This window comes from Enterobacter sp. UPMP701 (genome assembly GCF_053709515.1).
Genome location: NZ_JBSKJN010000025.1, coordinates 1 through 15,531 on the forward strand (window position 1 = coordinate 1; position 15,531 = coordinate 15,531).

A 15,531-nucleotide genomic window follows, 5' to 3' on the forward strand; every position below is an offset into this window, starting at 1 on the left:
TTATTAGTTGCTGGTATCCAGCTCGTCGAAGCTCTTCACCAGATCGTCAATCGCTTTGATCTGCTTCAGGAACGGCTCCAGCTTATCCAGCGGCAGCGCGGAAGGACCATCGCACTTCGCGTTAGCCGGATCCGGGTGCGCTTCAATGAACAGACCAGCCAGGCCGGTCGCCATCCCGGCGCGCGCCAGCTCGGTCACCTGAGCACGACGGCCACCAGACGCGGCGCCAAACGGGTCGCGGCACTGCAGCGCGTGGGTCACGTCGAAAATCACCGGAGACTGGTTAGAGACGTTCTTCATCACGCTGAAGCCCAGCATGTCCACAACCAGATTGTCGTAACCGAAGTTAGCGCCACGATCGCACAGAATAATCTTGTCGTTACCGCCTTCGATAAACTTATCAACGATGTTTCCCATCTGGCCAGGGCTCACGAACTGCGGTTTTTTAACGTTGATCACGGCACCGGTTTTCGCCATCGCGGCTACCAGGTCGGTCTGGCGAGCCAGGAACGCCGGAAGCTGGATCACGTCTACCACGTCTGCCACAGGCTGCGCCTGCCAGGACTCATGCACGTCGGTGATCACTTTCACGCCAAACGTCTGCTTCAGCTCCTGGAAAATTTTCATTCCCTCTTCCAGGCCCGGGCCACGGTAAGAGTTGATGGAGGAGCGGTTGGCTTTGTCAAAAGAGGCCTTAAACACGTACGGGATGCCCAGCTTCTGGGTAACGGTCACGTAGTGCTCGCAGATACGCATGGCGAGGTCGCGGGATTCCAGCACGTTCATACCGCCAAACAGCACGAACGGCAGGTCGTTTGCTACCTTGATATCACCAATGCTAACCACTTTTTGTTTCATAGGATCGCCTTATTCAGGTGTGAATCGGAATTAAGATTAATGCAGTGTAATTTGTTTGTGCGAGATCGCGTTGATCTGTGCGCGAATCATTTCGCTAATCGGATCTTCCGGGCACTGCTCAACGAAATAGCTCAGATCGTTCAGCGCGACGTGTTCGCAGTCGAGCTGGGCATAAATAAGCCCGCGGTCGCGAATTTCGTACGGATCTTCCGGATTGAACTGCAGCAGCACTTCACTGGCTCGCAGAGCCAGCTCCATCTGGCGCTCTTCCATCAGCGCTGATTTCAGCGTATCCAGCAGCTTGCGGATCACCTCAGCGTTATCCGCCTCGTCGAGATCTTCGTTAAAGAGCTCAGCCACCGGGCTGATGTTGCCTTTCAGCCAGACGTCCAGCGTATGCTCATCCAGCGTGTCGCCGTTAAACGGATTAATGAGCCACATCTCACCGTCCAGCCACTCCGCACGCAGGATCATCTGCGTCGGGAAAATGACCGGCACCAGTGGAATATCCAGACGGTGCGCAACCCACAGCAAAATAGAACCCAGCGCCACGGCGCTGCCCTGACGATTTTTTAAGACCTGGTCCAGCCATAACGCGTCAGACAGGCGGTACACGCCACGCGTGTCGCAGAAACCCCATTCACCGTAGAAAAGCGCCAGCAGCTTCTCTAATTGCCAGTCCTGCGGGCGCGCCTGATTAATCTCTTCACGCGCCAGGCTGACCAGATTCTCCAGCTCATCGTAGACGTACTGCGACGTAAAATCGTCGCGTATCATCTCCGAAATCAGGATCATGCCATCGCAAAGCGGCACTTTATTAAATTCGAAATCGGCTAAGGACTTCATGACTTACCCCAGTAACGGTATTCTTGTGGTGGCGAGTTTAATGATGATGTACAGCACCACCAGACCCAGCAGAAAGGCGATAAACCCGGTCTGCTGGCTGCGCGGACGATGACGCCCAAGCGCGATAAAACCCAAAACGATATAGATGATAACGCCAAACAGCTTTTCAGTCAGCCATGCGCCTTTATCAGTAAATGGCAGATAGCCCGTCTTCCACATCAGCCCGGCCCCTGTCAGAAACAGCACCGTATCAATGCAGTGCGGTGCAATGCGCACCCAACGTGCTTCAATCAACGGATTGTTACTGTAGCGCCACCAGTAGCGGACGATGAAAAACCCTATGGTCAGCGCAACGGAAATCAGATGAGCCGTTATCAGCACGCTAAACAGGCTCATAACCACTGCCCCAGCGTCAGGCGCTCGTTTCCGCCGTAGTCGCGGCAGGTTTCCACGGCGGTATATCCCGCTTGCGTAAACAGCGCCCGAACGGCGTCGCCCTGCGTCCAGCCATGTTCCACCAGCAGCCAGCCGCCGGAAAGCAAATGTTGTCGTGACGTTGTCACAATGTGATCGAGATCGGCTAACCCTTCCCTGGCGGCGACCAGCGCCGTTAAGGGCTCGAAGCGAACATCGCCCTGCGTGAGGTGCGGGTCACGTTCGTCGATGTAGGGGGGGTTACTGACGATCATCGCAAATGAACGGTTCTCCAGCGCGGTAAACCAGCTGCTTTGCAGCACCGTAACGTTGCGCAGACCAAGACGCTCAACGTTACGCTGCGCCAGCGCCACCGCGTCGGGCATCACATCCACTGCCGTCACTTCGCAGTCTGGCCGCTCGCTGGCCAGAGCCAGCGCAATGGCGCCGGTCCCGGTGCCGAGATCGAGAATGCTGCAGGGGGCTGTTGGTAAACGCGCCAGCGCCTGCTCTACCAGACACTCGGTGTCCGGACGCGGGATCAGCGTCGCCTGCGAGACGTACAGCGGTAGCGACCAGAATTCGCGCTCCCCGACAAGGTGCGCCACCGGCTCGCCCGTTTTACGGCGGGCAAGCAGCGTGGCGAGCCGTGCTTCCTGCTCAGCGGTCAGCTCAGTTTCGCCGAATGCCAGCAGGTACGTGCGGGCTTTACCCGTCACATGTTCAAGCAAAATTTCGGCATCGCGCTTCGGGCTTTCGCTTTCGGAAAGCTCACCGGCCGCCTCACGTAACCAGCGCTGAAAATCCATTATTCCTGCTCGGACAGCGCCGCCAGCTGGTCGGCCTGGTATTCCTGCACGATAGGCTCAATCAGCATATCCAGCTTCCCTTCCATCACCTCGTCCAGGCGGTACAGCGTCAGGTTAATGCGGTGGTCGGTCACGCGGCCCTGCGGGAAGTTATAGGTACGGTTACGGTCGCTGCGATCGCCGCTGCCCAGCAGGTTACGACGCGTAGAGGCTTCCGCCTGCTGACGCTTCGCCATTTCCGCCGCGTGGATGCGCGCACCCAGCACGGAAAGCGCTTTGGCTTTGTTTTTGTGCTGTGAACGCTCGTCCTGACACTCCACCACAATGCCGGTTGGCAGGTGGGTAATACGGATGGCGGAGTCGGTGGTGTTAACGTGCTGACCGCCCGCCCCGGAGGAACGGAAGGTGTCGATGCGCAGGTCCGCCGGGTTGATGTCCGGCAGTTCTGCTTCCGGCAGCTCCGGCATCACCGCAACCGTACAGGCCGAGGTGTGAATGCGTCCCTGAGATTCTGTCGCGGGGACGCGCTGCACGCGGTGACCGCCGGATTCAAACTTGAGACGGCCATACACACCGTCGCCGCTGATCTTAGCGATAACCTCTTTATAGCCGCCATGCTCGCCTTCGTTGGCGCTCATGATCTCCACGCGCCAGCGACGCGATTCGGCGTAGCGGCTGTACATGCGGAACAGATCCCCGGCAAACAGCGCCGCTTCGTCGCCACCGGTACCGGCGCGCACTTCTACAAACGCGTTACGTTCGTCGTCCGGATCTTTCGGCAGCAAAAGCACCTGGAGCTGCTGCTCCATCTCTTCTGAACGCGCTTTTGCATCCTGCAGCTCTTCCTGCGCCATCTCGCGCATCTCAGGATCGTCGAGCATCATTTGCGCGGTTTCAATATCTTCCTGAACCTGTCGCCAGTCGGTAAAGCATTTTGACACATCACTCAACTGCGCATATTCACGCGACAGTGCGCGAAAACGTTCCTGGTCCGCAATGGTCCCGGCATCGCCGAGCAGCGCCTGTACTTCTTCATGGCGCTCGTGCAGAGCTTCCAGTTTAGCGACGATAGAAGGCTTCATAGGCGTAAGTGCACCTTGTCTTAGAAAATGGGTATAGGGCGCTATTCCAGCCCGAGGCTGTTGCGCAGAATAGTCAGGCGTTCATCATCCCCGTCACGGGCAGCCTGTTGAAGAGATTTGGTTGGCGCATGGATCAGGCGATTGGTCAGTTTCCATGCCAGATCCTGCATAATAGCCTGCGCGTCGCCGCCCTGTTCAAGGGCCGCTAACGCTTTGGCAGTCAGGTCATCACGCACCTGCTCCGCCTGTCCGCGGTACTCGCGGATGGTCTCACTGACGCTTTGCGCGCGCAGCCAGGCCATAAACTCGCTGGTTTCCTGCTCAACAATGGTTTCCGCCTGCACCGCCGCCGCTTTACGCTGGGCAAGGTTGTGCGAAATGATGCTTTGCAGGTCATCCACGCTGTAAAGGTAGGCGTTAGCCAGCTTGCCCACTTCTGGTTCAACATCGCGCGGAACGGCGATATCCACCAGCAACATTGGCTGATTACGGCGGGATTTCAGCGCACGCTCCACCATCCCTTTACCGATAATCGGCAGCGGGCTGGCGGTAGAGCTGATGATAATGTCCGCCTCTTTCAGGCGTTCATCAATGTCGCTCAGCGCAACCACCTCGGCACCCACTTCGTCCGCCAGTACCTGTGCGCGTTCGCGGGTGCGGTTCGCGATAATCATCTTTTTCACTTTATGCTCGCGCAGATGGCGCGCCACAAGCTCGATGGTTTCGCCCGCGCCTACCAGCATCACGGTGACGGTCGACAGGGATTCAAAGATTTGACGTGCGAGGGTACAGGCCGCGAAAGCAACAGAAACCGCACTGGCACCAATGTCGGTTTCGGTTCGCACACGCTTTGCCACGGAGAAGGACTTCTGGAACATGCGTTCCAGCTCGCTGGCCTTGAGATGCCCTTTTTGCGAATCCGCGAACGCTTTTTTAACCTGACCCAAAATTTGCGGTTCGCCCAGCACCAGCGAATCCAGACCGCTGGCCACGCGCATCAGATGGCTGACCGCATCGTTGTCCTGATGCCAGTACAGGCTGTTGCGCAGCTCTTCTTCGTTGAGGTTGTGGTAATCACATAGCCAGCGGATCAGCGCTTCGTGCAGGTTATCCTGCTCCTCCACGCTTAAATACAGCTCGGTACGGTTGCACGTCGAAAGCACCACCCCGCCCTGCACCATCGGCTGTGCAAGCAGGCTGTCCAGCGCCAGGTCGAGCGTATCCGGCGAAAACGTTACGCGTTCTCGCAGCGAAACCGGGGCCGTTTTGTGGTTAATGCCGAGTGCTAATAGGGTCATGTTGAGCGGGAGTAGTACCAGCGTTAATAAGGTTAGCAGGACGCATCATACAGGATGCGCGAGATCAATAAAAGAGACTGCACCCTTTCGGAGTAATAGGTTACACAACGCTTTGAGATAATTTGAACGTAGACGGTTGCACCGCGGGACGCTAGCATTAACAGTTATAACTGCAACGTATCTCAAGGATTTGTCATCATTATGACCCGACTGATTCGCCTGCTGCCTCTGGCGGCCCTGGTTCTGACCGCATGTACTGTTACTCAGCCTAAAGGTCCAGGCAAGAGCCCCGACTCACCGCAGTGGCGTCAGCACCAGCAGGACGTCCGCAATTTGAAGCAGTACCAGACACGCGGCGCCTTCGCGTATCTCTCTGACGAACAAAAGGTTTATGCGCGCTTCTTCTGGCAGCAAACGGGCCAGGATAACTATCGCCTGCTGCTGCTGAACCCGCTGGGCAGCACCGAGCTGGAGCTGAACGCTAAGCCAGGCGAAGCGCAGATCACTGATAACAAAGGTCAGCACTACACGGCGACAGATGCCGAAGAGATGATTGGCAAGCTGACCGGGATGCCAATTCCGCTGAATAGCCTGCGCCAGTGGATCCTCGGCCTGCCGGGCGAGGCCACCGACTATACCCTTGACGATCAATATCGTCTGAGCCAGGTCAACTACACCCAGAACGGCAAAACCTGGAAAGTGGTGTACAGCGCGTATGACAGCAAAAGTAAACCGTCGCTGCCATCAAACATGGAGCTGACCCAGGGCAGCCAGCGCATCAAGCTGAAAATGGACAACTGGATCGTTAAATGATGACCCACTGGCCCTCTCCTGCAAAACTGAACCTGTTTTTATACATTACCGGCCAGCGTGCTGACGGGTATCACACCCTGCAGACGCTGTTTCAGTTTATTGACTATGGCGACACGATATCCATTGAACTGCGCCAGGACGGGCAGATTTGCCTGCTGACGCCGGTCGACGGCGTGGCGCATGAGGACAACCTGATCGTGCGCGCCGCGCGCCTGCTGATGAACGCCGCAGCAGAGTCGGGTCGTCTGCCCGCAGGAAGCGGTGCGGATATCAGCATCGAGAAGCGCCTGCCGATGGGTGGCGGGCTGGGCGGTGGCTCATCTAACGCCGCCACGGTGCTGGTTGCCCTGAACCACCTCTGGGGGTGCGGGCTGTCGACGGATGAACTGGCTGCTTTAGGCCTAACGCTGGGGGCGGATGTCCCCGTGTTTGTTCGCGGTCACGCGGCTTTTGCCGAGGGAGTGGGCGAAATTCTTTCCCCGGTTGAGCCGCCGGAAAAATGGTATCTGGTTGCCCACCCGGGCGTGAGCATTCCGACCCCGGTCATCTTTAAAGATCCTGACCTGAAAAGAAATACCCCGGTACGGTCAATAGAAACGTTATTAAATTGTGAATTCAGCAACGATTGCGAGGATATCGCAAGAAAACGTTTTCGCGAGGTTGATGCGGTGCTTTCCTGGCTGTTAGAATACGCGCCGTCGCGCCTGACTGGTACAGGGGCCTGTGTCTTTGCTGAATTTGACACCGAATCCGCCGCTCGTCAGGTGCTTGAGCAAGCGCCGGACTGGCTGCATGGTTTTGTAGCGCGCGGGATGAACACGTCCCCCCTGCAGCACGCCATTCTGGCGCAGACTGAGTTTCGGTGACAACGTCACCCTGTTCCAGACGTTGCATCGCGCTCTTTAATACACCGCCTGGATAGCCTTCGCCTGGCCCGCACAGTTTTCGGCGAACGCTATCCACCACTGGACGCATGCCTGAGGTTCTTCTCGTGCCTGATATGAAGCTTTTTGCTGGTAACGCCACCCCGGAACTAGCACAACGTATTGCCAACCGCCTGTACACTTCCCTCGGCGACGCCGCTGTAGGTCGCTTTAGCGACGGCGAAGTCAGCGTACAAATTAACGAAAATGTACGCGGTGGTGATATTTTCATCATCCAGTCCACCTGTGCTCCAACGAACGACAACCTGATGGAACTGGTTGTTATGGTCGACGCCCTGCGTCGCGCTTCCGCAGGCCGTATCACTGCTGTTATCCCTTACTTTGGTTATGCCCGCCAGGACCGTCGCGTCCGTTCCGCGCGTGTGCCAATTACCGCTAAAGTTGTCGCTGACTTCCTGTCCAGCGTCGGCGTTGACCGCGTACTGACCGTTGACCTGCACGCAGAGCAGATCCAGGGCTTCTTCGACGTCCCGGTAGATAACGTATTCGGCAGCCCAATCCTGCTGGAAGACATGCTGCAGCTGAACCTGGACAACCCAATCGTGGTTTCTCCGGATATCGGCGGCGTGGTGCGTGCGCGTGCTATCGCTAAGCTGCTGAACGATACCGACATGGCGATCATCGACAAACGTCGTCCGCGCGCTAACGTTTCTCAGGTGATGCACATCATCGGTGACGTAGCAGGCCGTGACTGCGTGCTGGTTGACGACATGATCGATACCGGCGGCACGCTGTGTAAAGCAGCTGAAGCGCTGAAAGAACGTGGTGCCAAGCGCGTATTTGCTTACGCGACCCACCCGATCTTCTCCGGTAACGCGGTAAACAACCTGCGCAACTCCGTCATTGACGAAGTTGTGGTATGCGATACCATCCCACTGAGCGACGAGATCAAGGCACTGCCAAACGTGCGTACCCTGACCCTGTCCGGGATGCTGGCCGAAGCGATTCGTCGTATCAGCAACGAAGAATCCATCTCAGCAATGTTCGAACACTAATCGAACACGGCCGAAAAACCCGCTGCGGCGGGTTTTTTTGTCTCTGGGTTTTATTTGTATGATTAATGCCTCCTTCACCTGCCATTCACATGACAGATGATGCGCATACGGATGATAGATAATTGTGAAAAACGTAGCCTCCTCACATGTTCTGCCCTTTCGCGCCCTCATCGACGCCTGCTGGAAAGAGAAATACACGTCGTCACGCTTTGTACGTGACCTGATTGCCGGGATCACCGTCGGCATTATCGCCATCCCGCTGGCGATGGCGCTGGCTATTGGCAGCGGCGTTGCGCCGCAGTACGGCCTGTATACCTCGGCCGTTGCCGGAATTGTCATTGCCCTGACGGGCGGCTCACGCTTCAGCGTCTCCGGTCCGACCGCCGCGTTTGTGGTGATCCTTTACCCCGTTTCGCAACAGTTTGGTCTGGCAGGCCTGCTGGTTGCCACCCTGATGTCCGGCCTCTTTTTAATTCTGTTCGGTCTGGCCCGTTTTGGACGCCTGATTGAATATATTCCCCTTTCCGTCACGCTGGGGTTCACCTCGGGGATTGGGATCACCATCGGAACCATGCAGATCAAGGATTTCCTCGGCCTGCAAATGCCCCATGTTCCGGAGCACTATTTACAGAAAGTGGGTGCGCTATTTATGGCGCTGCCGACGGCCAACCTGGGCGATGCCGCCATCGGGATTGTGACGCTCGGGACGCTGATCGTCTGGCCCCGTCTGGGCATTCGACTGCCGGGCCATCTGCCCGCGCTGCTGCTGGGCTGTGCGGTGATGGCTGTCGTCAATATGTTCGGCGGCCATGTCGCCACTATCGGCTCGCAGTTCCACTATATTCTGACGGACGGCTCAAAGGGTAGCGGCATTCCGCAGCTGTTACCGCAGCTGGTTCTACCGTGGGATATGCCGGGATCCAGCTTTACCTTAAGCTGGGATTCCCTACGCGCCCTGCTTCCTGCGGCCTTCTCCATGGCGATGCTGGGGGCGATAGAATCCCTGCTCTGCGCCGTCGTGCTCGACGGGATGACCGGCACCAAGCACAAAGCCAACAGCGAACTGGTTGGTCAGGGCTTAGGTAATATTATCGCGCCCTTCTTCGGCGGTATCACGGCAACGGCGGCTATCGCCCGTTCTGCGGCGAACGTGCGCGCGGGGGCAACGTCACCGGTCTCGGCGGTCATCCACTCCCTGCTGGTGATTCTGGCACTGCTGATCCTTGCCCCGCTGCTCTCCTGGCTACCGCTTTCCGCCATGGCCGCCCTGCTGCTGATGGTGGCCTGGAATATGAGTGAGGCGCACAAGGTGGTAAACCTGCTGCGTCGTGCACCGAAAGACGACATCATCGTGATGCTGATCTGCATGTCGCTGACCGTGCTGTTCGATATGGTTATCGCCATCAGCGTCGGGATCGTGCTCGCTTCCCTGCTGTTTATGCGCCGTATCGCGCAGATGACGCGTCTTTCCCCGGTTAACGTGGAGGTGCCTGACGATGTGCTGGTGCTGCGCGTGATTGGCCCGCTGTTCTTCGCCGCGGCGGAAGGTCTGTTCAGCGATCTGGAGTCCCGCATCGCGGGCAAACGGATTGTGGTGCTGAAGTGGGATGCCGTCCCGGTGCTGGATGCCGGCGGTCTGGATGCCTTCCAGCGCTTTGTTGCGCGTCTGCCGGAAGGCTGCGAGCTGCGGGTGAGCAACCTGGAATTCCAGCCCCTGCGCACCATGGCGCGTGCGGGTGTACAGCCGATCCCTGGCCGACTTGCATTCTATCCTAACCGCGATGCCGCATTAGCGGATCTGTGAGTGACCTGATGCAGAGAAACGTCTCTGCATCATCACCCCGATCGCCTGCTGGAGCCATGCAAGCACGGCAGGCGTCATCCATGTTCCTTTCATCAGGTACGCCTCCTGCTGCATTGCAGCGCGAAACTTTTGCTGAGTTTCCGGGTTGGTGCCCGCGTAAGACTGGAACAATGCCAGCCAGTTTTCAGACAGCTTTTGCGCCTCCTCCGAGGCAGGATCGATATTATCCCGCTGCGCCTGATGCAGTTTCGCCACCAGCGGCGGCCACTCCATCATGCGGTCAAAGTAGTGTGCCCGGGTAAAGGCCATTTCTTCGACTGTGAGATACTTCTCCCATATGCTGAGCTTAGACTCAGCAAACGCGCGCGTGATGTAATCCGTCATCTCAGGCGTGATACCGGTCTGCACTTGCATCTGCGGTTCAACGCTGTGCATTTCGTTCAGTCGGGTGAGAAACTCCGGCTTGCCCGCAGTGTCCTGCTCCAGGCGTTCCATCCAGCGCGTCGCCAGGTCCCTCGCCCGCGTATCCGTAACGGGGATATGTTGCTCCAGCAGCGTGTTGGCCTCTGCAACCAGCCCTGACCAGATAGCCGCCAGCGCATCCTTCTGCACCGCAAACGGCAGCTGTTGTAACTCTTCTTTGCTAAACCAGCGATCGTACATATTCATTAACTCCAGAGTCTGTAGCCAGGATTCCAGATCCGGCGTCGCATCGTCGATAAGCCCGGTCCGCAGCTCCACCAGCCGGTCGCGCAGCGTATGTATGCTGCGCAGTTGTTTATCCAGCAGCGTGATTTGCGCATCGAGTAACTCGGTTAACGACAGCGACTCCTGTTCCAGGAAATCCCTGATTTCAGCAAGTTCCAGCCCCGCTTTTGCCAGCGCCTGGATCATGTGCAGACGCTGGACATCCGCCAGGTTGTAAAGCCGGTAACCTGCCGCGCTTCTGGCAGAAGGCAGCAACAACCCTGTTTGCTCATAGTGGTGCAAAGTCCGCACGGTGATCCCGGCGCGTTTCGCCAGCTCACCCACCTGAATCAACATAACTGCTCCTTTTTCTTTGCCAGTGGCGCCACTCTGGAGCCTTACGTTACGTGAGGGTCAACCCTTGATGCAAAAAAAAACGACTCCCTCGGGAGCCGTTTCGGTGTTCTTTATCGTAGCACTAGCTGTGCTTATGCTGGTCGCGACGACAGCGTTTATCGTAGTGGCGCACCCACCAGTATTTGTCACACACTTCCTCATGGCCGCTCACGCGAGCCCCTGCCAGCCACAATACCGCACCAACGAAGATGCTCAATATCGCGCCATGCGCAAAGTATTGCGGGAGGTCAAGCTGCGGTAGCTGGTTTAAAATTGAATAACCCACGCCGGCTACCATCACGAACAGCCCCAATCCCATCAGCACGTTACCGAGTAACGAAGCGTTTTTGCGTTTCATGTGTCACCTCCGGAACTTTGGGTTGTCAGGGGAAAAGCCCCTAATCCTTGTGTGTAAAGTATAGACAACGCCCCTTTTATGAGTTGCGTGAATGATCACAATTACAGATAACTCCCAAACAAAAGTTTACAAATAACACTTTGAACAGCTTGAAATTCTAATTGTTCAAATCAGAAATTATTCGTATTTCGCTGAGAAGATCGCAGAATTTTGTCAAGCGGCGCGCCAGACAGTAAACTACGCGCCAGATCTGGAACCCATTAGGAATTGAATCGTGACGATTAAACTGATTGTCGGCCTCGCCAACCCGGGCGCAGAATATGCGGCCACCCGCCACAACGCCGGGGCATGGTATGTCGATCTGCTGGCCGAGCGGTTACGTGCTCCCCTGCGTGAAGAACCTAAATTCTTCGGGTATACCTCACGTATCAACCTTGCTGGCGCGGATGTTCGCTTACTGGTGCCCACCACCTTTATGAACCTGAGCGGTAAAGCCGTGGCGGCAATGGCAACGTTTTATCGCATCAATCCGGATGAAATTCTGGTGGCCCACGATGAGCTGGATCTCCCGCCCGGCGTGGCAAAATTCAAACTGGGCGGCGGGCACGGCGGCCACAACGGTCTTAAAGACATCATCAGCAAGCTGGGTAATAACCCGAATTTCCACCGTTTGCGCGTGGGAATCGGCCATCCGGGCGATAAAAACAAAGTTGTCGGTTTTGTACTCGGTAAGCCCCCGGTTTCTGAGCAGAAACTGATTGACGAGGCGGTAGACGAAGCGGCGCGCTGCACCGAAATCTGGCTGAAAGATGGGTTAACCAAAGCGACAAACCGCTTGCACGCTTACAAAGCGCAATAATCCGCCCGATCCGGCTTTTTTACCGCGCGTCATGCGGGTTACGTGTATAATAGGCGTAGTTATTTACTTTTCATCAGTCGGTTAACGTTAACAGATTGATTATCAAGATATTAAGGTGATTTAGAAATGGGATTCAAATGCGGTATCGTCGGTCTGCCAAACGTGGGCAAATCCACCCTGTTTAACGCGCTTACCAAAGCGGGTATCGAAGCGGCGAACTTCCCGTTCTGTACCATCGAACCTAACACCGGCGTTGTGCCAATGCCGGACCCGCGTCTGGACCAGCTCGCGGAAATCGTGAAGCCGCAGCGCATCCTGCCAACCACCATGGAATTCGTGGACATCGCGGGCCTGGTAAAAGGCGCATCCAAAGGTGAAGGCCTGGGTAACCAGTTCCTGACCAACATTCGTGAAACCGAAGCGATCGGCCACGTTGTGCGCTGCTTCGAGAACGACAACATCATCCACGTAAACAACAAAGTGGATCCGGCTGACGATATCGACGTTATCAACACCGAGCTGGCGCTCTCTGACCTCGACACCTGCGAACGTGCGATTCACCGCGTGCAGAAGAAAGCGAAAGGCGGCGATAAGGATGCGAAAGCGGAACTGGCTGCGCTGGAAAAATGTCTGCCACAGCTGGAAAACGCGGGCATGCTGCGCGCGCTGAAAAACCTGACTGAAGAAGACAAAGCGGCGATCAAATACCTGAGCTTCCTGACCCTGAAGCCAACCATGTACATCGCCAACGTTAACGAAGACGGTTTCGAGAACAACCCGTACCTGGACAAAGTGCGTGAAATCGCAGCGGCTGAAGGTTCTGTGGTTGTGGCGGTTTGCGCTGCCGTTGAATCCGACATCGCTGAGCTGGACGACGCCGACCGTGAAGAGTTCATGGCCGAGCTGGGTCTGGAAGAGCCGGGCCTGAACCGCGTGATCCGTGCGGGTTACGAGCTGCTGAACCTGCAGACCTACTTCACCGCTGGCGTGAAGGAAGTGCGTGCGTGGACGATCCCTGTAGGTGCGACTGCGCCTCAGGCGGCCGGTAAAATCCACACCGACTTCGAGAAAGGCTTTATTCGTGCGCAGACTATCGCGTTTGAAGACTTTATCACCTACAAGGGTGAGCAAGGCGCGAAAGAAGCAGGCAAGATGCGTGCGGAAGGGAAAGATTACATCGTTAAAGATGGCGATGTGATGAACTTCTTGTTTAATGTTTGATTGGTTTTGAATGAAAAAAATCCACGCTTTGGCGTGGATTTTTTTAAGTTAACGAACTTATCCCCTCTTGCGCAGATAGAACTCCAGATATTTTTTAGGTCTATCCTGAAACGCACGCTCTTTGCCGTAGTTATAAGCATCGTTAAAATATTTATACGCTTCCTCGAATTGATTCAACTCATAACAGACCATGCCGAGATCGATTAAGGGTGCAGTGTCTATATCCGATCCACGTGTCCGTAATGTCGTCTCTCCCCATTTCTTCGCCTCAGCGTAATCCGCGAGATCAAAATATGCGCTGTATATGCAGTCAGAGATCCAGTTGGCGAGCTCCCATTCGAGCTTTGGCTCAGGAAGCGTTTGCCAGGCTTTTTGGTATTGCTCTAAAGCCTCGGCGTATTTTTGATTGTCGTGAAACTCTATTCCTTTTTCAACAAGGGATGTAACTCTTTTTTCATCGAATTCATAGCATACGCTTTTCATATGTTTATTCATTATCATCCGAAAAGAGACCTCCTTGCCTATATAAAAGGGATATCCGCGATAAATGCCTTCAGAAGCTAGGAGGTCTCTAAAAGAGTGAGTTTTGATTGTTAACTAACCAAAAAAGAAATATTTAAAACCTTCTGCCTCAACATCCTTAAGCTTGCTTTTTAGCATTAAATCGATATCTTCCAGAAAGTCCTCTCTGAAATTAAAATCATCATCTGTAGCATCACCATCATATTTACTTTGTTCTATCTCAATGGCAGAACAAAAAGCATCCAAAAAGTCGGCTAACGAATTGGAAATAATGAAATTTCTTTTTTGAACACTACCATAAACAGGAGATGTGATACTTTGAGTATCACAAAAAAGAACATCTCCATTTCGTTCAGCAAAGATTATATATTCATCGCGCCAAGTCGTGTCATTTTGAACTCGCCAGCCTGATAACATTTCATTAAGCTCTTGGGACTCAACAATCTGTATAAAGAAAGTACCATCAAATGTTGGGTGGTCATTTAAAATCAAATGGCTATAAAAAAAACGAATTTCGCCATTTAAATTCACTGGAAAAGAAGTTTCATTTTCATCGTCTGCATAGTCTATCTCTCCCATATTTAAATCATTCATTTTGAATTTGATAACAAAGTCTTGGACTGCATTTTTTATGTTCATCTTTCCCCCTATAATTGCTTACATCGTTGTCTAGATTTTAGTGTTCTTTCTGTATCAATTAAGCGCCCGCGCGTCGAGTTTTTAGTATTCCCTCTATGTCCTTGATCACCATGGACATGCTCATTGAACTTGTCGGGATGGTTATGATTTTTCAAAAAAACAATATTTCTCGGATCACCTTGCCATTTAGAACCAAGTGTACCATTGCCTTCTACCGAGTTGATATGATGCCCAGTATAGCCTGCCCGTGACATCACGGAGGTAAGACTCTTGTTCGGAGTCTTCAATATTAAATCTCTCTCATGCGCTGTCCAATTCCTGGTGCCAGCCCCACCATCCTGCAATAAGGCTTTTTCTTGCACCCATGCCCTAGAGATAGCAGAGCTTCGAGCTCCGTTTTGAGCAGAAAGGGAATCGTGTGGGCGGTAGCGAATCAGATCTTCAGGAGTCAACCCCCACGGATCCACCCACCCCAGTGCATTCGGCGCATACTGGTAAAGGTTTATCCCCCCCGCCAGCCCTACCGGGTCCTGCTGCGTAAACCTTCCGCAATCCGGGTCATAATACCGGAACAGATTGTAGTGCAGCCCTGTCTCACGGTCCAGGTATTGCCCCTGCATCCGCAGGTTCTGAGAATATCCTGATACCTGCGTCTCGCTTTCCCGCAGCAGCTTGCCCCAGGCACTGTTCACCCCTTCCCAGCGCACCTGCCCTTCGATATCCGTCATTCGCTCCGGCGTGCCGTTCGGCTGGCAGTGGAACCAGAAAATCTCCGGCGCTTCCACGCCATCAATACGCGCCAGCGGGTCGTAGCTGTCCTGATCGCTGTAGACGTAGGTGAGCGGCACATCCCCGTGCAGCTCCTGCAGCAGGCGGAACCCTTCCCAGACAAACCGGGTGGTAACCGGCTTGCCGGTTGGCTGTCCACCCAGCATCTGGCGTCGCGTTTTGCTGATGCGTCGCCCGAGCGGGTCATAGCGGAAGCT

The 15,531-nt window shown here is 55.0% G+C and carries 17 protein-coding genes; 6 read left to right on the forward strand and 11 right to left on the reverse strand.

Features of this window, described 5'->3' with window-relative positions:
• Positions 1-3: 3 nt before the first annotated feature.
• Genes kdsA through hemA form a run of 6 tightly spaced genes read right to left on the reverse strand, consistent with a single transcriptional unit; the run spans position 4 to position 5,307 of the window.
• Positions 4-858 carry a 3-deoxy-8-phosphooctulonate synthase gene (gene kdsA / locus ACWKXT_RS23825; protein ID WP_028013459.1) on the reverse strand — a complete coding sequence of 285 codons (855 nt, stop codon included), beginning with the start codon at positions 856-858 and terminating at the stop codon, positions 4-6.
• Positions 859-894: 36 nt separating this feature from the next.
• On the reverse strand, positions 895-1,704 hold the full coding sequence (gene sirB1 / locus ACWKXT_RS23830; RefSeq protein WP_333016714.1) for an invasion regulator SirB1: 810 nt from the start codon (positions 1,702-1,704) through the stop codon (positions 895-897).
• 3 nt (positions 1,705-1,707) lie between these two features.
• A complete protein-coding gene (gene sirB2, locus ACWKXT_RS23835) occupies positions 1,708-2,100 on the reverse strand; it encodes an invasion regulator SirB2 (RefSeq protein WP_454533507.1) in 393 nt (130 codons plus the stop codon).
• The gene (gene prmC / locus ACWKXT_RS23840) at positions 2,097-2,927 is read right to left on the reverse strand and encodes a peptide chain release factor N(5)-glutamine methyltransferase (protein WP_454533508.1); all 831 of its coding nucleotides are present in this window, start codon (positions 2,925-2,927) and stop codon (positions 2,097-2,099) included. Before prmC ends, sirB2 begins: the two co-directional genes overlap by 4 nt.
• Entirely contained in the window at positions 2,927-4,009 is a 1,083-nt protein-coding gene (gene prfA, locus ACWKXT_RS23845) for a peptide chain release factor 1 (protein ID WP_021240360.1), read from the reverse strand. The genes prmC and prfA overlap by 1 nt, the downstream gene beginning before the upstream one ends.
• A 41-nt stretch (positions 4,010-4,050) precedes the next feature.
• A complete protein-coding gene (hemA, locus tag ACWKXT_RS23850; RefSeq protein ID WP_048208560.1) occupies positions 4,051-5,307 on the reverse strand; it encodes a glutamyl-tRNA reductase in 1,257 nt (418 codons plus the stop codon).
• A 201-nt stretch (positions 5,308-5,508) separates the two neighbouring features.
• On the opposite strand from hemA, the gene lolB reads away from it, so the two are divergent.
• The 4 genes from lolB (at position 5,509) to dauA (ending at position 9,863) form a co-directional block, all read left to right on the forward strand.
• Entirely contained in the window at positions 5,509-6,120 is a 612-nt protein-coding gene (gene lolB / locus ACWKXT_RS23855; protein ID WP_080329374.1) for a lipoprotein insertase outer membrane protein LolB, read from the forward strand.
• Positions 6,117-6,986: a 4-(cytidine 5'-diphospho)-2-C-methyl-D-erythritol kinase gene (gene ispE, locus ACWKXT_RS23860; protein ID WP_454533509.1), complete on the forward strand. Its 870-nt coding sequence runs from the start codon at positions 6,117-6,119 to the stop codon at positions 6,984-6,986. The genes lolB and ispE overlap by 4 nt, the downstream gene beginning before the upstream one ends.
• A gap of 125 nt (positions 6,987-7,111) precedes the next feature.
• Positions 7,112-8,059, forward strand: coding sequence for a ribose-phosphate diphosphokinase (prs, locus tag ACWKXT_RS23865; protein WP_003856663.1), 948 nt, complete (start codon positions 7,112-7,114; stop codon positions 8,057-8,059).
• Positions 8,060-8,183: 124 nt separating this feature from the next.
• Entirely contained in the window at positions 8,184-9,863 is a 1,680-nt protein-coding gene (dauA, locus tag ACWKXT_RS23870; RefSeq protein ID WP_454533510.1) for a C4-dicarboxylic acid transporter DauA, read from the forward strand.
• Here dauA and ACWKXT_RS23875 read toward each other — a convergent pair.
• Positions 9,849-10,907 carry a MerR family transcriptional regulator gene (locus tag ACWKXT_RS23875; RefSeq protein WP_454533511.1) on the reverse strand — a complete coding sequence of 353 codons (1,059 nt, stop codon included), beginning with the start codon at positions 10,905-10,907 and terminating at the stop codon, positions 9,849-9,851. The genes dauA and ACWKXT_RS23875 overlap by 15 nt on opposite strands.
• Positions 10,908-11,028: 121 nt before the next feature.
• Positions 11,029-11,304, reverse strand: a complete 276-nt coding sequence (ychH, locus tag ACWKXT_RS23880) for a stress-induced protein YchH (RefSeq protein WP_032656663.1) — start codon at positions 11,302-11,304, stop codon at positions 11,029-11,031.
• A gap of 274 nt (positions 11,305-11,578) precedes the next feature.
• On the opposite strand from ychH, the gene pth reads away from it, so the two are divergent.
• Together pth and ychF are read left to right on the forward strand one after the other, a co-directional pair.
• The gene (gene pth / locus ACWKXT_RS23885; RefSeq protein WP_320717576.1) at positions 11,579-12,163 is read left to right on the forward strand and encodes an aminoacyl-tRNA hydrolase; all 585 of its coding nucleotides are present in this window, start codon (positions 11,579-11,581) and stop codon (positions 12,161-12,163) included.
• A 126-nt stretch (positions 12,164-12,289) separates the two neighbouring features.
• The gene (gene ychF, locus ACWKXT_RS23890) at positions 12,290-13,384 is read left to right on the forward strand and encodes a redox-regulated ATPase YchF (protein ID WP_010432886.1); all 1,095 of its coding nucleotides are present in this window, start codon (positions 12,290-12,292) and stop codon (positions 13,382-13,384) included.
• Positions 13,385-13,441: 57 nt separating this feature from the next.
• On the opposite strand, the gene ACWKXT_RS23895 is transcribed toward ychF, so the two are convergent.
• The 3 genes from ACWKXT_RS23895 to ACWKXT_RS23905 form a co-directional block, all read right to left on the reverse strand.
• The gene (locus ACWKXT_RS23895; protein ID WP_454533521.1) at positions 13,442-13,879 is read right to left on the reverse strand and encodes a tetratricopeptide repeat protein; all 438 of its coding nucleotides are present in this window, start codon (positions 13,877-13,879) and stop codon (positions 13,442-13,444) included.
• 102 nt (positions 13,880-13,981) lie between these two features.
• The gene (locus ACWKXT_RS23900) at positions 13,982-14,545 is read right to left on the reverse strand and encodes a hypothetical protein (RefSeq protein ID WP_061097954.1); all 564 of its coding nucleotides are present in this window, start codon (positions 14,543-14,545) and stop codon (positions 13,982-13,984) included.
• A gap of 8 nt (positions 14,546-14,553) precedes the next feature.
• The coding region (locus tag ACWKXT_RS23905) for an RHS repeat-associated core domain-containing protein (protein WP_454542700.1) at positions 14,554-15,531 on the reverse strand (978 nt) is incomplete at its 5' end.